This window comes from Novimethylophilus kurashikiensis, assembly GCF_003112435.1.
In the GTDB taxonomy this organism is placed as follows: domain Bacteria; phylum Pseudomonadota; class Gammaproteobacteria; order Burkholderiales; family Methylophilaceae; genus Novimethylophilus; species Novimethylophilus kurashikiensis.
Map to the genome: position 1 here is coordinate 332,352 of NZ_BDOQ01000002.1, position 20,918 is coordinate 353,269.

At 54.0% G+C, this 20,918-nt stretch carries 23 protein-coding genes; 18 read left to right on the top strand and 5 right to left on the bottom strand.

Annotated features, from left to right (window positions below; all coding sequences use genetic code 11):
* Positions 1–3: 3 nt before the first annotated feature.
* On the bottom strand, positions 4–858 hold the full coding sequence (motA, locus tag NMK_RS02805) for a flagellar motor stator protein MotA (RefSeq protein ID WP_109014236.1): 855 nt from the start codon (positions 856–858) through the stop codon (positions 4–6).
* Positions 859–1,003: 145 nt separating this feature from the next.
* Between motA and NMK_RS02810 the strand changes: the two genes are divergently transcribed.
* Together NMK_RS02810 and NMK_RS02815 are read left to right on the top strand one after the other, a co-directional pair.
* A complete protein-coding gene (locus NMK_RS02810) occupies positions 1,004–2,416 on the top strand; it encodes an HDOD domain-containing protein (protein WP_109014237.1) in 1,413 nt (470 codons plus the stop codon).
* Entirely contained in the window at positions 2,413–3,207 is a 795-nt protein-coding gene (locus NMK_RS02815) for a pentapeptide repeat-containing protein (protein WP_109014238.1), read from the top strand. The genes NMK_RS02810 and NMK_RS02815 overlap by 4 nt, the downstream gene beginning before the upstream one ends.
* A gap of 1 nt (position 3,208) precedes the next feature.
* On the opposite strand, the gene NMK_RS02820 is transcribed toward NMK_RS02815, so the two are convergent.
* The 4 genes from NMK_RS02820 to NMK_RS02835 are packed head-to-tail and all read right to left on the bottom strand — an operon-like array spanning position 3,209 to position 8,558.
* Complete coding sequence (locus NMK_RS02820; RefSeq protein WP_109014239.1) at positions 3,209–4,633, bottom strand: DUF4139 domain-containing protein; 1,425 nt, start codon at positions 4,631–4,633, stop codon at positions 3,209–3,211.
* A gap of 20 nt (positions 4,634–4,653) precedes the next feature.
* A complete protein-coding gene (locus NMK_RS02825) occupies positions 4,654–5,229 on the bottom strand; it encodes a Maf family nucleotide pyrophosphatase (RefSeq protein WP_109014240.1) in 576 nt (191 codons plus the stop codon).
* A 41-nt stretch (positions 5,230–5,270) separates the two neighbouring features.
* Positions 5,271–7,112 carry a sodium-extruding oxaloacetate decarboxylase subunit alpha gene (gene oadA, locus NMK_RS02830; protein WP_109014241.1) on the bottom strand — a complete coding sequence of 614 codons (1,842 nt, stop codon included), beginning with the start codon at positions 7,110–7,112 and terminating at the stop codon, positions 5,271–5,273.
* A 27-nt stretch (positions 7,113–7,139) separates the two neighbouring features.
* Positions 7,140–8,558: an acetyl-CoA carboxylase biotin carboxylase subunit gene (locus tag NMK_RS02835; protein ID WP_109014242.1), complete on the bottom strand. Its 1,419-nt coding sequence runs from the start codon at positions 8,556–8,558 to the stop codon at positions 7,140–7,142.
* Positions 8,559–8,678: 120 nt separating this feature from the next.
* On the opposite strand from NMK_RS02835, the gene NMK_RS02840 reads away from it, so the two are divergent.
* From NMK_RS02840 to NMK_RS02915, 16 genes are all read left to right on the top strand, one after another.
* The gene (locus NMK_RS02840) at positions 8,679–9,179 is read left to right on the top strand and encodes a YceD family protein (protein WP_146187123.1); all 501 of its coding nucleotides are present in this window, start codon (positions 8,679–8,681) and stop codon (positions 9,177–9,179) included.
* Positions 9,180–9,208: 29 nt separating this feature from the next.
* Complete coding sequence (rpmF, locus tag NMK_RS02845) at positions 9,209–9,388, top strand: 50S ribosomal protein L32 (protein WP_109014244.1); 180 nt, start codon at positions 9,209–9,211, stop codon at positions 9,386–9,388.
* Positions 9,389–9,441: 53 nt separating this feature from the next.
* The gene (gene plsX, locus NMK_RS02850; protein ID WP_109014391.1) at positions 9,442–10,470 is read left to right on the top strand and encodes a phosphate acyltransferase PlsX; all 1,029 of its coding nucleotides are present in this window, start codon (positions 9,442–9,444) and stop codon (positions 10,468–10,470) included.
* Positions 10,467–11,420 (top strand): beta-ketoacyl-ACP synthase III, encoded by a 954-nt coding sequence (locus NMK_RS02855; RefSeq protein ID WP_109014245.1) that lies wholly within the window; start codon positions 10,467–10,469, stop codon positions 11,418–11,420. Before plsX ends, NMK_RS02855 begins: the two co-directional genes overlap by 4 nt.
* A gap of 30 nt (positions 11,421–11,450) precedes the next feature.
* Positions 11,451–12,380: an ACP S-malonyltransferase gene (gene fabD / locus NMK_RS02860; protein ID WP_109014246.1), complete on the top strand. Its 930-nt coding sequence runs from the start codon at positions 11,451–11,453 to the stop codon at positions 12,378–12,380.
* A gap of 10 nt (positions 12,381–12,390) precedes the next feature.
* A complete protein-coding gene (gene fabG / locus NMK_RS02865) occupies positions 12,391–13,131 on the top strand; it encodes a 3-oxoacyl-ACP reductase FabG (RefSeq protein WP_109014247.1) in 741 nt (246 codons plus the stop codon).
* An 80-nt stretch (positions 13,132–13,211) separates the two neighbouring features.
* Positions 13,212–13,448, top strand: a complete 237-nt coding sequence (acpP, locus tag NMK_RS02870) for an acyl carrier protein (protein ID WP_109014248.1) — start codon at positions 13,212–13,214, stop codon at positions 13,446–13,448.
* Between the two features lie 39 nt (positions 13,449–13,487).
* Positions 13,488–14,726 (top strand): beta-ketoacyl-ACP synthase II, encoded by a 1,239-nt coding sequence (fabF, locus tag NMK_RS02875; protein WP_109014249.1) that lies wholly within the window; start codon positions 13,488–13,490, stop codon positions 14,724–14,726.
* Positions 14,727–15,067: 341 nt separating this feature from the next.
* Positions 15,068–15,907, top strand: coding sequence for an aminodeoxychorismate lyase (pabC, locus tag NMK_RS02880; RefSeq protein WP_109014250.1), 840 nt, complete (start codon positions 15,068–15,070; stop codon positions 15,905–15,907).
* Entirely contained in the window at positions 15,891–16,889 is a 999-nt protein-coding gene (gene mltG, locus NMK_RS02885) for an endolytic transglycosylase MltG (protein WP_109014251.1), read from the top strand. Before pabC ends, mltG begins: the two co-directional genes overlap by 17 nt.
* Positions 16,889–17,500 (top strand): dTMP kinase, encoded by a 612-nt coding sequence (tmk, locus tag NMK_RS02890; RefSeq protein ID WP_109014252.1) that lies wholly within the window; start codon positions 16,889–16,891, stop codon positions 17,498–17,500. The genes mltG and tmk overlap by 1 nt, the downstream gene beginning before the upstream one ends.
* Entirely contained in the window at positions 17,487–18,518 is a 1,032-nt protein-coding gene (gene holB, locus NMK_RS02895) for a DNA polymerase III subunit delta' (protein ID WP_109014253.1), read from the top strand. The genes tmk and holB overlap by 14 nt, the downstream gene beginning before the upstream one ends.
* Positions 18,515–18,895: a PilZ domain-containing protein gene (locus NMK_RS02900; RefSeq protein WP_109014254.1), complete on the top strand. Its 381-nt coding sequence runs from the start codon at positions 18,515–18,517 to the stop codon at positions 18,893–18,895. The genes holB and NMK_RS02900 overlap by 4 nt, the downstream gene beginning before the upstream one ends.
* A gap of 19 nt (positions 18,896–18,914) precedes the next feature.
* Positions 18,915–19,694 (top strand): TatD family hydrolase, encoded by a 780-nt coding sequence (locus NMK_RS02905; RefSeq protein ID WP_109014255.1) that lies wholly within the window; start codon positions 18,915–18,917, stop codon positions 19,692–19,694.
* Positions 19,685–20,449 carry an MBL fold metallo-hydrolase gene (locus NMK_RS02910; protein WP_109014256.1) on the top strand — a complete coding sequence of 255 codons (765 nt, stop codon included), beginning with the start codon at positions 19,685–19,687 and terminating at the stop codon, positions 20,447–20,449. Before NMK_RS02905 ends, NMK_RS02910 begins: the two co-directional genes overlap by 10 nt.
* 49 nt (positions 20,450–20,498) lie before the next feature.
* On the top strand, positions 20,499–20,894 hold the full coding sequence (locus NMK_RS02915; protein ID WP_181376148.1) for a hypothetical protein: 396 nt from the start codon (positions 20,499–20,501) through the stop codon (positions 20,892–20,894).
* The last annotated feature ends 24 nt before the right edge of the window (positions 20,895–20,918 follow it).

The window sequence follows — 20,918 nt, forward strand, 5'->3', positions numbered from 1 at the left end:
CTGTTATTTCTTTTGTTTTACGTGTTCTTCCAGTTCGAGGAAGCTTGGACGTACGTCGGAGAATAATACCTTACGGCCGAATTCAACTGCGACCTGGGGAGCATAACCATTCAAGTAGGCGATGATGCAAGTTTTGATGCATACATAGAACTTGGCTTCATCTTCCATGATGTTATTGAGCGAAGTTGCCATCGGTCCGACAAAGCCATAGGAGAGCAGAATACCCAACATGGTACCAACTAGTGCAGCCCCCACCTTGTGGCCCAACTCTTCAGGGGGGCCGCCAATAGCACCCATGGTAATCACCACGCCCAGCACGGCGGCCACGATACCGAATGCGGGGAGGGCATCTGAAGCCCCTTGAATAGCCGCGATAGGTTTGTGCGCTTCCTGATGATGGGTTTCCAGTTCGACATCCATCAAGTTTTCGATTTCGAAGGCATTCATGCTGCCGCCTACCATCATGCGGAAATAGTCGCAGATAAAGTCGAGTACATGATGATCGGCCAGGACGCCTGGGTATTGGGAAAACACAGCGCTTTGTTCGGGATTTTCGATATCGGCTTCGAGCGCGATTAGGCCGTCCTTACGGATTTTGCTGAACAAGGCATACATCAATGCCAGCAGTTCCATGTACTTGGCTTTGTTGTAGGTCGAGCCCTTCATTATCTTGCCAATGCTGCCGAACGATTTTTTAACGGTAGACATCGGGTGAGCGATCATGAACGCGCCAAAGGCGGCGCCGCCAATGATAAGCAATTCAATGGGCTGGATGAGTGCAGCGAGATGGCCGTGCTCTAAGACATAACCGCCGATGATACAACCTAAAATAATGACTGCCCCGAGAATCAGGTTCATTCCCTACGTTCCTTGCTTGTTATGCTTGCGCGGTTAGAATACCCGTGCGATTCTGCTATGAATCGACGTTTACCGCAACTCCTGTTGGGGTTTTGCGGAATACGCAGAATATGAACAAGAATTTGTTCCACCTGGGAAATTTTAAGTGAGTTCACTTCTCGACGACGCGCGTTTGCAGCAACTGACAAAACAAGAGTTTCCGGTTTTGGATGCAACACGGAAAGCGCTACAGGCATTGAGCAGCAGGGCAAAGACGTCGGCCGCAGATATCGCTGCTGTGATCTTGGCTGATCCCATGATGACGCTTAACTTGCTGCGACAAGCAAATGCGCGCCGGGGAGGGGAGTTCGACCAACGTATTGCAACCGTCGAACATGCAGTCATGTTGCTCGGTTTTTCCAATGTCTTTGAACGTTTGACTCGACTCCCCGCCGTGGAAGAAGTGATCGCGCCAGATCACCGCGGAGGACTTCTCAAGGCTGTTACGCTGGCCCGGCATAGTGCTTATCTGGCCCGGGAGTGGGCGATGCAACGATTGGATATCGCCCCCGAGGAAGTCTATGTCGCTGGACTGCTACACAACATGGCAGAAATCGGACTATGGGTGACGGTGCCTGAGCTCGTTAGCAACGAAATCGATTCTTGGTTTCAAACGCTCTCTGGCACTTTCGAAGAGGCGTGGTTGAAACAAGCCAGAAATTTAGGCGAAATGATGCACCTTCCTCCGCTGGTCGTGGGCGGTATGGCACTTCCATCCGATGACCCTGCTCATCGTCCCGCATTAGTTTTCCTCGCCAATCGTATCGTGAGGAACGCAGATCGAGGTTGGTGGCATCCAGAAATTCAACAAGATTTGGAGTTGGCATCCGTTATTCGCCGTCAAACGCCTGACGAGACGGTTGTACAGGTTCACCGCTGCATGGTTGAGGCTGCCAGGCGACATCCTTTTGCTGATGTAACTCCACCAGCGGCATGGCTACCCATGCTCGAGGGTGATTGGCCTGAATTGCAACAGGATGATGCCTTGGCTGATGCTCATGCCAAAAGTGCTTTTGAAACTGTGATGGAGCAAATTCGGAGTAAGTCCGAAGGGGAAATCTCTTTGAGCGAGCTGCTGAGTCTGGTTGTTCGCGGGATGCACGAAGGGATTGGGCTTAACCGTATCGTATTTGCGCTATTGGCAAAGGACAATACAACATTAACTGCACGATATGTGTTTGGAGCGACATCCGATTCGCCGCTTAAGAAATTCCAGTTCGGGATGCAGCAACGGCATTTGTTCAGCATCCTGATGGGCAAGCCTCAAGCTGTGTGGGTATCTGACGAAACCAGACAGAGATATGCTCCAGTAATGACGCCGGACATTGAAACCACTACCTCCGGTCGCGACTTTTTTGCCATGTCCTTGAGCGTGCAGAGCAAGGTAGTAGGCTTGTTTTACGCGGATCGGGATCAAGCGGAACTTGATGCCGCGGGGTACGAACAATTCAAACAAATTTCCCTCTTGTCGGCTCAACTCATGTCCAGGCTGAGTAAAGCGAAGCCGGCGACAGTATGAGCGTCTATCGGACTTATTGGGTAAGGCGCGGAACGGAGACGAGCGGTCCGTTTCCCGAAACTGTGGTTTGTCAGCAAATTCTTCTGGGTCGCATCCAAGAGGGAGATTTGCTCAGTCTGGACACGCATGCATGGAGCGATTTTCGACAGATTGAAGAAATCAATGCAACACTCCAGCGCCTGTTAGAGCCCGAAACCGTCGCGGATGATCTGGAGTGGCGGGATGAACGTGTAAAAGCGGCTCTGCGCCATTACGACGAACGCAAATATCCTGACCGACGTGCCAATGAATCTTCGGATCAGCCATCGGTATGGGTGAGCCGAAGGCAGAGCGGGGATCGACGAAATAGACCGGAAACCGTTGAAGAGCACGCGTATCGACTTACCTATATGGAAGTCGATACCGAGCTTCGTCGCTCGCATTTTAGGATGGGGTGGAGCGCCGTGTTATTGCTACTGGCTGCGCTACCTGTGGGGTTGGCCTTGTATGCATTCCACGATAGCCCTGTCATCGATCTCGGCTTGTCTGGGAAAGTACGCGGAAACTGTGTAGCGGCGCCCCTGCGTGGGGCAGATTGGCACGGTTGTGATAAATCCGGTTATTTGATGGTTGGAGCGGATTTACGGGATGCGAATCTCGCGAATGTAAATTTTACTGGCGCAAATTTATCTTATGCGGATCTTTCCGGTGCCGATATTCGCAATGCGCAATTCAATAAAGCCATCCTATCCGGTGCGAAATGGGTAGATGGCAAGACATGCGCAAAAGGCTCTATAGGCCTCTGCAAGTAAATCAGAATTTAACCCGTGTCCTGTACACCAGGCTGACCTTGCCTTCAGCAGGCACAATGATCTTCCACACCGCCGTGTTGCTGGCACCTTTGGTATGCGGTTGGCTTTCGCTGACGATTTTCCAATCGCCCGGAACGGGCTCCAGCACCGTGACGGTAACGACCTCATTCTTGGCATTTTTAAGCTGGATATCGTAAGCGCTCTCGATGGTGAGATTGCGTGAGTCGCCGGCAATTTTCTTGAAGTCAGTCTGTTTTTTGTCTGCGGTTACGTCGAACGAGTCGCCAAGTTTGAGGCGAACTTTCTCGTTTTTGGGCGTGTGGTCGATGCTGTCTTCGCCAACAAATTGCACGTTGCCGTTCGCGTCCTTCTTGTAGACCCGCATCACGCCCTTGGGTAAAGGCAATCCCAGGTGCGCGACTTCCTTGTTGTCGAACTCCAGGAACGTACCCACCTTAAGCTTTTGACCCAGATCGCCGTAGCTGGCCTGGTAATAATAGCTGCTGCCTTGAAGCACGAGTTCTTTTCTCGCAGGCACTTCAGAGGCGGAAAGCAAGGACACTTGCTTGGTTTGGCTCTCTTCTATCGTGGTCGACCGATCCAGCGAATAAAGGTGATATTCCAGCAGGCTTTCTTCTCGCATGGCATTGTCTGCTGCCATCTCTGCCTTGCGTGCAGCCATGGGGGCAGCCAACATCGGCATGGCCGCTACAACACGATTGACGTCGCCGGCGACCAGTTGCAGCTTGGCGTTGCGATAAGTCGTTCCGCTGGTATTGGTGAGCGTCACCCAGCCCGATAAATCCAGTTTGTTCTCGGCTGCATTCAGTTCAGCCACATAATCCGCATGCCATCCCAGCCCGCCCGTCAGGTAACTTAGTTCGACGTCTTGATTAGCCGCTCCGCTGTTAGTGAGCGACATGACGAGCGTCGGCCGCTCGCGTAAATTGGCCGGCACTTCCGGGTAGACGATGCGACCGGGGACGCCGGTCTCGATACGGTCTGAAAATTTCAGTACCGTTCCGGCATTGTTTGCAAGCACATGTGCCAATTCGGATGATTCTGCGCCCGTAGCCGGATTGGTTTTTACGATAGTGACGGTTTTCCCGACGAACTTATCCAGCAGCTTTTGCGGCGTAAGCAAGTCGAAATCGAAATTTTGCTCGATCACGGCAAGCTTGCCCGGCTGACTTAGACTGCGCAGGAGGGCGGTTTCCGGTCGAATCTGCGCGCTCACATCCTTGAAAGCAAGGGTGCTGCTGCCCGGATCGAGATGAAGGTTACGTTGGTCTTTGACCAGCGCCAGATTGTCGTTATAGATGGTGACAGCAACGTTTTTCTGGTCTTGCAACGAAGTCGCGGTTTCTGCGGCAAATACCGATAACGGCATGATCAGGCAAACGGGGATCGCGAACCGGACATTCATCTGTAGACCTTTCTGTTCAGTTAAATAACAGCGACGCCTTCCTTTTCCAGCATAGAGATCAACCGAATCAAAGGCAACCCGATCAAGGCATTCGGATCATCGCCTCGCATCCATTCGATAAGCGCGATGCCCAACCCCTCGGACTTGGCGCTACCGGCGCAGTGGTAGGGCTGTTCGCGGACAAGGTAATTTTCGATCTGACTATCGCTTAGCATGCGGAATTTAACCTCATACACGACGTCCTCGGCCTGCATGTTGCCGGTTTGAGGGTTGTACAGGCACATGGCGCTGTGAAAATTAACGATGCGGCCGCGCACTAAACGCAGTTGTTTGACGGCATTGTCGTGCGTAAGCGGCTTGCCGAGTTGCAATCCCTCGAGTGTGGCGACTTGATCGCAGCCAATGACGAGGGCATCAGGATGCGATTCGGCGACTTTACGGGCCTTGGCTTGGGCGAGACGTAGGGCTGTCTGGTTCGGCGTTTCGCCAGCAAGCGGTGTTTCATCGACTTCGGGGGAAATCGTTGAAAAAGGGAGTTGCAGGCGCTCGAGCAATTCGCGGCGATAGGGAGAAGATGATGCAAGTATCAGTTTCATGAGTACAAATAAAAAGGCCGGCTTGCGCCGGCCTGACAGTCTTATTGAATTTCGATCAGGGTTTCGTCCGGCGTAACAGCATCGCCTTTCTGGACATGGATGCCGACCACGATCCCGCTCTTGGGGGCCTGGATTTCATTTTCCATCTTCATGGCTTCGATCACCAACACGCCGTCGCCTGCATTGACCTTCTCGCCGACCTTGGTCTTGATGTCGACGATGGTGCCAGGCATGGCGGTGGTTACGCAGCCTTCATGGGTGGGGCGCGGGCGATTGCCGCTGCTGGACGAGGACGAAGAGGTTTTTTTCTTCTGGCCGCCGTTGCTGCCGCCGGAGACTTCGATCTCGCTCAGGGTCTCTACGACAACTTCTTCTGCGATGCCATCGACCGAGACGTAGAACGGGCGCTGCTCTTCACCTGCGTGGCCGCTGCCCGTGAGCTTGATGTGAAAAGTCTCACCGTGCAGCGTCACATTGAACTCGCTGGGTGCGAAACGCGGAGCAGCGGCAGAAACTGCTTCTTTTTCCAGCAGCGGTTCGGGTTTGAGCGTACCTGCGGCACGTTCCTGGAAGAAGGTTTGGGCCAATTCCGGGAACATTGCATAGGTCAGTACGTCTTCTTCGCTGCGAGCGAGCGATTCGACCTCGGTGCGCAGCTTGTCCATTTCGTCTTCCAGCAGATCGGCGGGGCGGCAGGTAATAACTTCGCCGTTGCCGACAGCCAATGCGCGAATGCTTTCGTTGACTGTGCCCGGTGCCTTGCCGTAATGGCCGAGCAGGTAATTCTTGACCTCATTGGTCACAGATTTGTAGCGTGCGCCGGTGAGTACGTTAAGCACGGCTTGCGTGCCGACGATCTGCGAGGTTGGTGTGACGAGCGGAGGGAAGCCCAGGTCTTCACGAACGCGGGGGATTTCGCTCAGCACTTCGTCCATGCGATTGAGCGCGCCTTGTTCCTTGAGTTGGTTGGACAGGTTGGAGATCATGCCGCCCGGAACCTGATTAACCAGCACGCGGGTATCCACGCCGGTGAAATCGCTTTCGTACTGCCAGTATTTCTTGCGCACCTCACGGAAATAAGCTGCCACTTCTTGCAGCTTGCCGAGATCGAGGCCGGTGTCGTACTCGGTGCCGGCCAGCGCTGCCACGATGCTTTCGGTAGAAGGGTGGCTGGCGCCCTCGCCGAAGGGAGAGATGCAGGTGTCCAGAATGGCAGCACCGGCTTCCACGGCCTTGATGAAAGACATGGCGGATAGACCGGACGTTGCATGACTATGCAGGTGAACCGGTAGCTTGACCGCGGCGGTGATCGCGTTGACCAAGTCATAGGTTGCCGTCGGGGTGAGCAGGCCAGCCATATCCTTGATGGCGATGGTGTCGCTGCCCATGGCTTCTAGTTCTTTGGCCAGGTTCACGAAATAGGGGATGTCGTGAACCGGACTTGTGGTGTAGCTGATGGTGCCTTCGGCATGCTTTCCGGATTTCTTGACGGCTTCAATCGATACGCGAAGGTTGCGTACGTCGTTCATGGCGTCGAACACGCGGAATACGTCTACGCCGTTATCGGCAGATTTCTGCACGAAGGCGCGCACCACATCGTCCGAATAATGGCGATAGCCGAGCAGGTTTTGACCGCGCAGCAGCATCTGGATGCGGCTATTGGGAAGTGCTTTGCGCAAGCGTTTGAGGCGTTCCCACGGGTCTTCCTTCAGGTAGCGCACACAAGCGTCGAAGGTGGCGCCACCCCAGGCTTCCAGCGACCAGAAGCCGATACTGTCGAGCGATGCGCAAATCGGGAGCATGTCTTCGGTACGCATCCGCGTAGCGATGAGGGACTGGTGTCCGTCACGCAAAACAAGTTCAGAAACAAGAACTTTCGCCATAGTCTTAATCTTCTATCTAAAAATTGATCAAATGCCTTCGTGCGCTGCAATGGCTGCCGAAATCGCGGCTGCCATGAGCTCGGGCGGGAACTGGATCGCGTAATTGACTAGTTCCGGGTGCGACTCAACAAAGCTGGTATTGAAACGACCGGAGCGGAATTCCGGATGCTTCATGATTTCCTGATAATAAGGAATCGTGGTCTTGACGCCGTACACCACCATGTCGCTCAGCGCGCGGCGACCGCGTTCGATCACGCCAGGCCAATCCAGTGCCCAAACTGTAAGCTTGGCACACATGGAGTCGTAGTAGGGTGGAATGACATAGCCGGAATACATAGCCGCGTCGATGCGCACGCCGGGTCCGCCCGGAGCGTAATAACGGGTGATCTTGCCGAAGCTCGGCAAGAAGCCGTTCTTGGGGTCTTCTGCATTGATGCGGTATTCCATCGCAAAGCCGCGGAACTGCACCTCGCTTTGCTTGTACTGCAGCGGCATGCCGTCGGCGATGCGGATTTGCTCTTGCACGATATCGATGCCGGTGATGGTTTCTGTCACCGTGTGCTCGACCTGCAGGCGCGTATTCATTTCCATGAAATAGAAATTATTGTCCTGGTCGAGCAGGAACTCGACTGTGCCTGCGTTTTCGTAGCCGACCGCCTTGGCCGCCTTCACGGCGAGATTACCGATGTAATCGCGTTGGGCTTGCGTGAGTTGCGGCGACGGAGCGATTTCGATCAGTTTCTGGTTTCGGCGCTGGATCGAGCAGTCGCGTTCGAACAGGTGAATTGCACTGCCTTGGCTATCAGCCAGGATTTGCACTTCGATATGACGCGGGTTGACTACGCACTTTTCCATGAAGACTTCGGGCTTGCCGAATGCCTTGCTGGCTTCGGAAATTACGCGTTCGTAATTGGCCAGCAACTCTTTTTCATCATTGCAACGACGAATGCCCCGGCCGCCGCCGCCATTGGTCGCTTTGAGCATGACCGGATAGCCGATCTTCCCTGCAAGCTTGCGCGCTTCCTCGACATCTGCAAGATTGCCGTCGCTACCGGGTACGCATGGAATACCGGCGGCGATCATGGCATTGCGGGCTTGGATCTTATCGCCCATCTGGGCAATGACCTCCGGGCCAGGGCCGATGAACTTGATGCCGCGCTTGGCGCAGATTTCAGAGAGCACAGGGTTCTCTGAAAGAAAGCCATAACCCGGATGCAGAGCATCGCAACCTGCTGCTACCGCGAGATTGACGATGTTGTGAGCGTTCAAATAGCCCTGCACCGGGTCGGAGCCGATGTTATAGGCTTCGTCCGCTTTCTTGACATGCAGTGCGTGGCGGTCGGCATCGGTATAAATGGCGACCGACTTGATGCCCATTTCGGAGCAAGCGCGCACGATGCGTACAGCAATTTCGCCGCGATTGGCTACGAGAATCTTCTTGATCATTGGTTTCAGCGTGCGTCTATAGATAATAGATAGGCTTGGAAAGCCGGTGGTTGCTGGCTTTTTGACACCCAAACCTAAGAATTATATCATGCTGGGTTACTGACTGAATAGGTTTGGCTGGTGTCTACGCCCGTGTTAATCAATACTCTTGAATTCGTCGAGCAATCGCTTGAAATTCATGATAAAATCCGCGCCTCTGATTTGCCCCGGGTGCAGGAAGTACTGTTTTCTGGTCGGGGTGATGTTGAGTATAGGCTTGTGGGTAGCCGGGGTTCCCGCGGCAAGTTCTACTTGCAGTTGGATCTGCGCGGGACGTTAGGTTTAATGTGTCAGCGCTGTTTGAATGGGCTGGACTATCCATTCGAAATCGTCAGGCGTTTCGAGTTGGTTAAGGACGAATCGGATATTCCCGATTCCGATCTTGATGACGATGACGTCGATTATCTTGTCATCGAGCCTAGATTGAATGTCACGGATCTGGTTGAAGAGGAAGTTCTTCTGGCGTTGCCAATGTCGTTGCGGCATGAGGACGGTTGCTCTTCTGGTGATGGTGCTCCCAAGGAGCGCAAGCCCAATCCCTTTCAGGTGCTGGAAGGATTGAAAACCGGTAATAAAAGTTAGGTTTTTTGATTTTTAGTTAGGAGCAACAAATGGCTGTTCAACAGAACAAGAAGTCCCCTTCCAAGCGCGGTATGCATCGTTCGCACGATTTCCTGACCGCTCCCGCACTGGCCGTCGAGCCGACCACGGGTGAAGTGCATCTGCGTCACCACGTCAGCGCTTCCGGTTACTACCGCGGCCGCAAGGTGATGCCGGCTAAGGGCGAATAATCACCCGCCGCCGATGAAGCATGCGCCGCGCCCAAAAGGCGCGGCGTTTTGTTATGGATATTACAGTTGCTATCGATGCCATGGGAGGCGATCACGGCCCTCATGTCACCATTCCCGCAGCCCTTCAGGCTCTGAAGCGGCATAGTGAAATCAATATCGTTCTGGTCGGTCTGGCCGAGGCCATCGAGATGGAGTTGCGTTCTCATGGTGCTTCTGTCGGCCCGCGCTTGCGCATTCATCATGCCAGCGAAGTTGTGGCCATGGACGAGCAGCCTCAATCCGCCTTGCGCAACAAGAAAGATTCGTCGATGCGGGTGGCGATCAATCTGGTCAAGAGCGGCGAAGCGCATGCCTGCGTCTCCGCCGGCAATACTGGTGCGCTCATGGCAACGGCACGTTACGTGCTGAAGACGCTGCCTGGGATCGATCGTCCTGCGATCGCCTCTACGCTGCCTACGCTGCATGGCAAGACCTATGTGCTGGACTTGGGTGCTAACGTGGATTGCACGGCCGAGCATTTGCTGCAATTCGGCATCATGGGTGCCATGTTGTGCTCCTGCGTTGAGCACAAGCCGAACCCAACGGTAGGACTGCTCAATATTGGTTCCGAAGCGATCAAGGGTAACGAGATAGTGAAGGAGGCCGGCGAGTTGCTGCGCGGCAGCCATCTCAATTTCTACGGTAACGTGGAAGGTAACGACATTTACAAGGGCACGGTGGATGTTGTGGTTTGCGATGGGTTCGTTGGCAATGTCGCATTGAAGGCGTCGGAAGGTTTGGCGCAAATGATGCGTTCTTTCATTAGCCAAGAATTCAAGCGTAATCTCTTTACCAAACTGATGGGCCTTGCGGCCATGCCGGTACTTAACGCATTCAAGCGTCGCGTCGATCATCGCCGCTACAATGGTGCTAGTTTCCTTGGACTGAACGGATTAGTGGTCAAAAGTCACGGATCGGCGGATAGTTTCGCTTTCGGCTTTGCCATCGACCAAGCGGTCGAAGAGGCTAGCAACGGTGTGCTGCGGCGCATCGGTGAACAAATTGCAGTGGATGCTCATCCCGCCATGGTGTCTGTATCTTGATATATTCAAAAATTGCTGGCACCGGCAGCTATCTGCCGGAAAAAATACTCACAAACGCCGACCTCGAGCGGATGGTTGAAACCACCGACGAATGGATTTATACCCGCACCGGTATCCGCCAACGCCATATTGCTGCGGATGACGAGGTGACGAGCGATCTGGCGTATCAAGCAAGCCTGCGAGCTATCGCTGCGGCGGGCATTGCGCCTACTGATATCGATCTGCTGATCCTGGCCACCACTACGCCGGATCAAGTTTTCCCAAGCACCGCTTGTACGCTCCAGGCCAAACTGGGTATCAGCGGTTGTCCCGCCTTCGATATTCAGGCGGTTTGCAGCGGCTTTGTGTATGCCTTGGCAACTGCCGATCAATTTATTCGCACCGGCAGTGCAAAATGTGCCCTGGTGGTGGGGGCGGAAACGATCTCCCGTATTACCGATTGGACAGATCGCACCAACTGTATCTTGTGGGGCGATGGTGCTGGAGCCGTCGTGCTCAAGGCAGCGGAAGAGCCTGGCATCCTTTCCACCCATCTCCATGCGGACGGCAGTTATGCCGATCTGTTGAATGTTCCCTGTGGCGTCTCTAAGCGTGGTGACGATTCGACGATCAAGATGGAAGGGAGCGCCGTATTCAAGGTGGCTGTGAACACCCTGGATCAGATCGTGGACGAAACGCTGGAAGCCAACGGATTGCAAAAGTCCGACGTGCACTGGCTGGTCCCGCACCAAGCCAATATTCGTATTATTCAGGCCACCGCCAAAAAGCTCGGCATGAGCATGGATCAGGTGGTGGTCACGGTGGATCAACACGGCAATACCTCAGCCGCTTCTATTCCGCTTGCTCTAGATGTGGCTGTGCGGGATGGTCGCATCAAGCGCGGTCAAAACGTGCTCATGGAAGCCTTTGGTGGTGGTTTTACCTGGGGTTCCGTGCTGCTCAAGTACTGATTCAGGCAATAAATTCTTTAGAGATTCAGCATGAAATTCGCATTTTTGTTTCCCGGCCAAGGTTCGCAATCTGTTGGCATGATGCAAGGATTCGGCGACCTCGCCGTGGTTCGTGAAACCTTTGCAGAAGCCTCCGACGTGTTAGGACAAGATTTCTGGAAAATGGCCACAGAGGCCAATGAAGACCTTAACCTGACCGCCAATACCCAGCCTTTGATGCTAACCGCCGGAATTGCTGCCTGGCGTGCCTGGCAACAGGCCGCCGGTAGTCAGCCCGCTATCATGGCCGGGCATAGCCTCGGCGAGTACACGGCTTTGGTCGCTGCAAACGCATTGACGTTTAAGGATGCGTTGCCCTTGGTCCGTTATCGTGCCGAAGTGATGCAATCCGCAGTTGCGGAAGGCGTAGGCGCGATGGCAGCAATTCTTGGCTTGGACGATGATGCAGTACGTGCGGTCTGTGCCGAAGCGGCCCAAGGCGAAGTGCTGGAAGCCGTCAATTTTAATTCTCCCGGTCAAGTCGTTATAGCCGGCAACAAGGCTGCCGTCGAGCGCGGCATGGAAGCCGCCAAGGGCAAGGGTGCGAAACGTGCACTGACCTTGCCGGTGAGTGTGCCTTCTCACTGCGCGCTGATGAAGCCTGCCGCGGAGAAGTTGAAGACGTATCTGGATAACGTCGCCATTGTCACGCCGCAAGTCCCGGTGTTGCACAACGCAGACGTGGCGTCTTATGGCGATGCAGCACAAATCAAGGATGCTTTGGTGCGTCAACTCTACAGCCCGGTGCGCTGGGTGGAAACTGTACAGAAAATGGCTGCCGATGGTGTCGCTATAGCGGCGGAATGTGGCCCGGGCAAGGTTTTGGCTGGTCTTAACAAGCGCATCGTCGCCGAAATGCCGTGTTTGGCACTGATCGGCAATGAATCGGTAGCCGAAGCCAAGGCACAGTTCGAAGTTTAAGGAGAAAGCAATGTTGTCAGGACAAATCGCATTGGTCACGGGTGCTAGCCGCGGCATTGGCGCCGCAGTAGCGCTGGAATTGGGCAAGCAGGGCGCAACCGTCATCGGCACGGCGACGACTGCGTCGGGAGCAGAACAGATTTCTGTGGCATTGCAGCAAGGCGGCGTCAAGGGCGAAGGCGTAGCGTTGGATGTGAACAACGCAGCCCAGGTCGAAGAGGTCTTGAAGGCGATTGGCGAAAAGCACGGCACCGTTTCCATCCTGGTCAACAATGCCGGCATTACCCGCGATACCTTATTGATGCGCATGAGCGAAGACGATTGGGATGCCGTGATGTCGACCAACCTGAAGTCGGTGTTCCGTCTTTCCCAGGCCGTTCTGCGCCCTATGATGAAAGCGCGCCAGGGCCGAATCATCAGTATCTCGTCCGTCGTCGGCCACATGGGCAACGCCGGACAAGCCAATTACGCTGCTGCCAAGGCTGGTATGTCAGGTTTTACCAAGTCTTTGGCACGCGAAGTGGGCAGTCGCGGTATTACGGTTAATTGCGTCGCTCCAGGCTTTATCGACACCGATATGACGCGTGCGCTGTCTGAAGATCAGCGCAACGGATTGGTCCAGCTCGTACCGGTAGGGCGCTTCGGCGATGTGCAGGATATCGCTGCTGCCGTGGCTTTCCTGGCCTCTCCGGCAGCAGGCTATATCACCGGTGAAACGCTGCACGTCAACGGCGGCATGTACATGGCCTAAGGGCCGTTTCTTTGGAAATCGGCTGGAGTTTGCTAGAATGGCGGCCAGCTTTTTTGCTACAACTTGAAAGGGGAAATTTGATGTCTGATATCGAACAACGTGTTAAGAAGATCGTTACCGAGCAATTGGGTGCCAACGAAGCCGACGTCAAGAACACGTCTTCCTTCGTGGATGACCTGGGTGCCGATTCTCTGGACACCGTCGAACTGGTGATGGCACTCGAAGAAGAATTCGACTGCGAAATCCCTGACGAAGAAGCTGAGAAGATCACCACTGTTCAGCAAGCGATCGACTACGTCAACGCTCACGTCAAGTAATCTCGCCTCACCATTCTTTAAGTTTTTCCTGGAGTAGCCTTGTCCAAACGTAGGGTCGTCATTACGGGCCTGGGTATTGTTTCGCCAGTCGGTATCGGCGTCGAAACCGCCTGGGCCAACATTGTTGCAGGCAAGTCCGGCATTTCGCGAATTACCAAATTCGATCCGACTGCCTTCTCCTCGCAAATTGCCGGGGAAGTGAAGGATTTCGACGCGACGCAATACCTGTCTCCAAAAGAGGCACGCCGCATGGATACATTCATCCAGTATGGCTTGGTCGCGGGCATGGAAGCCGTCAAGGATTCCGGCCTCGAAGTCACCGAAGAAAATGCCGAGCGTATCGGTGTTTCCATCGGTGCCGGGATCGGCGGCCTGCAATTGATCGAAGATACAGACAAGGTCTACATGGAGGGCGGCCCGCGCAAGATTTCGCCGTTCTTCATTCCGGGCACCATCATCAACATGATCTCGGGCAATCTGTCGATCATGTATGGTTTCAAAGGTCCGAATATCGCTATCGTGACAGCTTGTACCACGGCAACCCATTGCATCGGCGATGCTGCGCGCATGATCGAGTACGGCGATGCCGATGTCATGGTGGCTGGCGGTGCAGAGGCGGCGATTACTGCGTTGTCTGTGGGTGGCTTTGCTTCTGCTCGCGCGCTTTCTACTCGCAACGACGATCCTGCGACGGCTAGCCGTCCATGGGATGCCGATCGCGATGGTTTCGTTATTGGCGAAGGTGCGGGCGTGTTGGTGCTCGAAGAGTACGAGCATGCCAAGAAACGCGGCGCCAAGATTTACGGCGAAGTTGCCGGTTTCGGTATGAGTGCCGATGCCTATCACATGACTTCGCCTTCAGAAAACGGCGAGGGTGCTGCACGCTGCATGCGTAATGCCCTAAACAACGCCAAGATTAATCCGGAGCAGGTTGATTACGTCAACGCGCATGGAACTTCGACTCCGGCTGGGGACATGGCTGAGACGCAAGCGGCCAAGCGCTTATTCGGCGATCATGCCGGGCGTATCGCGATGAGCTCCACCAAGTCCATGACGGGTCACCTATTGGGGGCCGCCGGTGGAGTGGAAGCCGTGTTCTCAGCGCTTGCGCTTCGCGATCAAGTGGCGCCGCCAACGATCAATATCTTCAATCAAGATCCGCAATGTGACCTCGACTATGTGCCGAATGAAGCCCGGCAGATGAAAATCGATGTTGCGATTTCTAATTCCTTCGGTTTCGGCGGAACGAACGGAACATTGGTTTTTAAGAGAATTTAGGATAAATCCTACGGTTTTTCTTGATAAAAAAGGGGCTTAGGCCCCTTTTTCATTTCTATTTATGCACATTGTTTACTACTTTTGCCATTTTATTTTCAGGGTAGATGGATGTTTAATGAAATCTATTCTTAACTTATTGATTAATAATAGCTATTAGCTTGTGTTTAAAAAGTGGGCAATTTTGAAAAAAGCAATGTGGAACTAAGGGTTAGTTACGTTTTTAAGGGGTTGTTCACAAAGTTATCCACAAGAGCTGTGGAGAAACGTGCGCCTCATCCAAGTCAGGTTTTCCTTACTTCAATCGCTATAAGCATTATTGCCAGGGCAGGTACAATAGTGAGATGCAACATCGACACGAATATCTGATCAACGGAAAGCGCGAATCGGGGATATCTCCCTTCGATCGCGGATTTGCCTACGGCGATGGAGTGTTCCGGACATTGGCCATACGTCGAGGCCAGTTACGCACCTGGACTGCACATTTAAAGCGTTTGCAAACGGACTGTAATGCGCTAGGTATTGTTTGCCCCTCTGAAGAATTACTGCTCGGCGATATCTCCAAATTGGCGGGGGACTCATCCGAATGTGCAATCAAGATCGTGGTGACGCGCGGTGAAGGCGAACGGGGTTATGCAGTGCCGGCGCTTGCACAACCCACTCGAGTGGTTATCAAGACGGCATTGCCTCAATATCCGGAGCAACACTATTCGAGCGGAGTGTCTCTGTTTCTATGCCAAACGCGATTGGGGCACCAACCGCGTCTCGCTGGAATCAAGCACCTTAATCGGCTGGAAAATGTACTAGCCCGCATGGAGTGGGTCGATACGCAGGTAGTCGATGGCCTGATGCTCGACACCGACGGCCATGTCATTGAATGCACCATGAGCAATGTATTCATGCGTTCTGGCGATACCTTGATTACGCCAGATCTGAGTAAGTGTGGGGTAGCTGGCGTGACTAGGCAACGCATTATCGATACCGCTCCGGAGTTGGGGTATCGAGCCGTCGTTCGGCCCATCACGCTTTCCGAATTGATGGATGCCGATGAAGTGGTGATTTGCAACAGTCTTTACGGCGTCTGGCAGGTCAATCATCTAGCAAGTCATGCATGGCCATTTGGCGTGCTGGCTGCTAAATTGCGGGAACAATTGTCGAAAGAGGACGATGCGGTTTTTCTCTAAGTTGTTATTGCTGGCGGGCGTCGTTGCTGTCGGGTTCGGCGCATGGATCTGGAACTTTTCCCAATCCGAACTCACGATTGCAGAGAAGCCACATACTTTTGTAGTCAAGGCGGGCAGTAATATCCGTTTGGTAGCTCGTCAGTTGGTCGACGAGCATATTCTCAACGAGCCATGGAGCTTTATCGTCATGGCGCGGTTGACCGGTCGCGCATCGCAGCTCAAGGCCGGCAATTATCTATTGGACCGCGACCTTACGCCGTATCGCTTGTTCGAGATGCTGAGCAACGGCGACGTGACTCAGATCGGTGTGACTTTTATCGAAGGCTGGACTTTCCGCCAGATGCGAGATGAATTGAACCGTCACGAGGGCATTAAGCATCTAGGTATGGCGATGACCGATAGCGAGATTCTGCAACGCATCGGTGCCACGGAAACTCATCCTGAAGGTTTATTTTTCCCCGATACCTACTACTTTGCCAGCGGCATGAGCGATATCGATATACTCAAGCGTGCCTATCAGGCCATGCACGATAAATTTGCTCAGTCCTGGTCGACGCGAGCACCTGGCTTGCCCTACACGAATCCTTACCAGGCGCTGATCATGGCTTCGATCGTCGAGAAAGAAACCGGCAAGTCGGAGGAGCGGCCCCTGATCGCGGGGGTGTTTCTTAACCGGTTGAAACTTGGCATGCGCTTACAGACTGACCCCACGGTGATTTATGGGCTGGGCGAATCCTACGACGGCAACATTCACAAGCGCGACCTGTTGATGGATACCCCTTACAACACTTACACGCGAGCAGGCTTGCCCCCTACGCCGATTGCCAACCCTGGCATGGGTGCGATAGAAGCGGCTTTGCATCCAGATCAGCGCAATGGTTATCTGTATTTCGTCGGCAAGGGCGACGGTAGCCATGTGTTTTCGCGGAACCTGACTGACCATAATCGTGCCGTTGCACGTTATCAATTAGGAAAGAATTAATGGCGAGGGGAAAATTCATCACGCTTGAGGGCGTCGACGGAGCAGGTAAAAGCACCCATATTCCGTTGATCACCGAATTGCTGCGAGCCGGCGGACGAGAGCTGATCGTCACGCGAGAGCCTGGTGGCACGCAATTGGCAGAACGCTTACGTGAAATGTTGCTGCATGACGCCATGTGTGCGGAAACGGAAACCTTGCTGATGTTTGCCGCGCGGCGGGAGCATCTGGCGCAAGTCATCCTGCCGGCGCTGGAGCGAGGTGCATGGGTGCTGTCGGACCGTTTTACCGATGCGAGCTTTGCTTATCAGCACGGCGGGCGCGGTGTCTCAGCCAGTAAAATCGAGACTTTGGAGCGCTGGGTGCAAGAGAGCCTGCAGCCGGATATGACGCTTTTGTTCGACGTGCCCGTTGCTGTGAGTTGTCAGCGATTGGCCGGTGCGCGCGATCCGGATCGCTTCGAGCAGGAAAATGCCGACTTTTTCGAACGTATCCGCACGGCTTATCTGGAACGTGCCCGGCAATTCCCGCAACGCTTCCGCATCATCGACGCCGGCCGAACCATTCCCGAGATTCAAGAAACCCTGAAAGCACTTCTTCATGGCCTTGGATAAGCCCGCCATTTTCCCTTGGCAATCCGCACTCTGGCAGCGGCTTATGGGTATGCGCGACCGCTTGCCCCATGCTTTTTTGCTGCATGGTCGGCAAGGCGTGGGAAAATTGGCGTTCGCGCAAGCCATGGCAGCGTCGTTATTGTGCGAAAGCCCCCAACCGGATGGAGTCGCCTGCGGTGCTTGTTTGAGCTGTGGCTGGCTGGCGCAAGGCAATCACCCCGATTTTCGTCAGGTAGAGCCAGAAGATCGTTCAGAGGGGGATGATGAAGCTGGGGAGGGCAGTGCGCCCAAGGCCAAGAAAAAATCGCGCTTCATCACCGTAGATCAAATTCGCGCACTGGGAGACCTCGTCGGACTATCGTCGCACCGTCATGGTTTGCGTGTGATTATTCTCCAGCCGGCCGAAACCTTGAATGCAAATGCTGCCAACGCATTGCTGAAAGTTCTTGAAGAACCGCCTCCGGCGACCGCATTCATCCTGCTTACCCATCAATTGCAGCGCTTGCTACCCACCATCCTGAGCCGCTGTCATAAAGTGGCGATGCCGGTACCAAATAAGGACGAATCCCTCGCTTGGCTCAGAGCGCAAGGGTTGGCCGATCCGGCCTTCGGCTTGGCCTTTACCGGAGGTACGCCGTTAGCAGCATTGGAAGCAGATACTGTCGAGGTGCGTGAAGAAGTCGAGTCGCTCACCCAGCACCTCAAGAAAGGCGGGCGCATCGACGCACTTTCTGTCGGATGGGCACGTGGGGATTTTGCTACAGCGATCGATATCCTGCAGAAATGGATGTACGACCTTTCCTCGCTGATATTGGCGGGTAGCGTGCGCTATTTCCCCGAGCATCAGTCTACTTTGCAAGGCATAGCCAAAAGCGTAGACTTGCCCCGATTGCTTGATTTTCAGCGCACATTGGCCGAAGCGCGGGCTCAGGCCTCGCATCCTTTGAACGTCGAATTACAGTTGGAAGCCTTGCTGCTACGTTATGCTCAATTGTTCCCTAGCCCTGCCAGACCATGAGTGACGAACAGAAAAAAGACGAATCGACCACGCCGACTGCTCCAAAACCTGGAGTGCTGTCCCTTTCCATCAAGGAAAAAGGCGCCTTGTATGCGGCCTACATGCCTTTCCTTAAGGGCGGCGGTTTGTTTATTCCTACCAATCGCACATACAGGCTGGGCGAGGAAGTTTTCATGTTGCTTTCGCTCCTGGACGATCCCAATAAGCTGAAGGTGGTCGGCCATGTGACTTGGGTTACGCCCGTAACTCAGGGCGTGCGCCCTCAAGGCATCGGCATTCAATTTAGCGAGAAAGATGGCGGTATCGAGGCGCGCAATAAGATCGAAGCCTTGTTAGGCGGAGCACTGAAGTCCGCTCGTCCTACTCACACCATGTAGTTTTTTTGCGGTATCCCTGATGTTCATCGATTCCCACTGTCACCTGGATTTTCCGGACCTTGCCCAAAATATCGATGCCGTACTGGCCAAGATGCACGAAAACAACGTGCGCTACGGCTTGTGCATCAGTGTCAATTTGCGGGATTTTCCCAACGTATTGGCGGTTGCCGAAGCGCACGATCATTTGTTTGCGACGGTCGGCATTCACCCCGATTACGAAAATGAGGACGAGCCCACGGTGGATGAGCTAGCCCGATTGGCGCAGCATCCCAAGGTGATCGGGATCGGCGAAACCGGGCTGGACTATTACCGCTTGCAGGGTGACCTGGAATGGCAGCGTCAACGTTTTCGCGTGCATATTCGCGCCGCAATTGCTGCCGGTAAGCCGCTCATCATTCATACGCGAGAATCGGCTGCAGACACTATCCGTATTCTGCGTGAAGAGCATGCCGAGCAAGTGGGCGGTGTAATGCACTGTTTTACCGAAACCTGGGAAATCGCTCAGCAGGCGATGGAGCTTGGCTTCTATATTTCCTTCTCGGGCATCGTGACTTTCAAGAATGCCGTTGCGCTAAAAGAATTGGCTCAAAAAGTCCCGCTTGATCGCATGCTGATCGAAACGGATTCACCATACCTCGCGCCCGTCCCTTTCCGTGGGAAGACCAATCAGCCAGGTTATGTGAAGCACGTGGCCGAAGAAATAGCCGCGCTGCGCGGCATTTCTCTTGATGAGGTAGGCGAGGCGACCAGCGCGAATTTCTTCCGCTTATTCAAACAGGCGGCGGCGCTTTGCAACTGATTGTCCTTGGGGTCGGCTCAAGTGCAGGCACGCCGGTTATCGGGTGCGATTGTGATACTTGCCGCTCCGACAATCCGCGCAACAAGCGCACCCGATGTTCCTCGGCGATCCAGACCGACAGCGGCGAAATTATCCTGATCGATACCGGTCCTGATATTCGTACTCAATCCCTGCGGGAAAATATCCGTCGCGTCGATGCGGTGCTTTACACCCACGTCCATGCCGATCATCTCAACGGCATCGACGATCTGAGGGCATTCTGCCAAATCCAGAAAAAACAAATCCCCTTGTTCGGCAACCCGCATACCATCGAGAATATCACCAGCCGCTTCGGCTATGCCCTCCGCGATGCAGGCACCTACTGGGATATGCCCGTGCTAAAGGCGCACGCCGTCACCGAACCGTTCAACGTATGCGGCGAAATTGTAATTCCGATTCCAGTGAAGCACGGCCGTTCCGACATTTTGGGGTGGCGTATTCGCAATTTTGCCTACCTGACCGATATCTCGGAAATCCCGGAGTCATCCATGTCCTTGCTGCAAGGCTTGGATGTCTTGCTGATCGACTGCCTGCGATATAAACCGCATCACACGCATGTGAATTTGGAACAAAGTCTGGCGTATGTCGGTCAGATTGCAGCACGTCAGGCGTACCTCATCCATATGACGCACGAGATCGACTACGATGTGCTGCAGAAAGAACTGCCGGAGGGGGTTGCACTCGGTTACGATGGGCTGAGGCTGATGCTGGCATGAAGCGTTTTGGAATGCGATAATTAACTATCGATCACGTAAAGGATTGTTCATGTTTGTAAAGAAGTCCCTAGTTGCCCTGTGCCTGGCCTCTGCAGTATTGGCTTCGGTCGCTCCGTTGCAAGCCTTTGCCGCCGACAAGGCTGCCAAAGCTGCAAAGTCCAAAACCTTTAATGAAGATCAGTTCATCAGTCTGTTTAGCCATAAATCCACCAAGCAGGTGACCGAAGCGGTTGGTAAGCCGGCACGCACGGCGCAAGCTAGCAAGCCGTCTGATGCGGAAGCAACTCTGGGTCGTCCTTTGGATACTTCTGGTAGCGGTGCCAAGGTGGAAATGTGGTACTACCAGAACCTGGTGCGCTACGACGACAAGCATACCTACAAGACCGTGGAACTGACCTTCGTCAACGATCGCTGCATGAATATCGCGTTTTTCAACGATCGTTAATAACGCGTCGGATAAGCATGAACA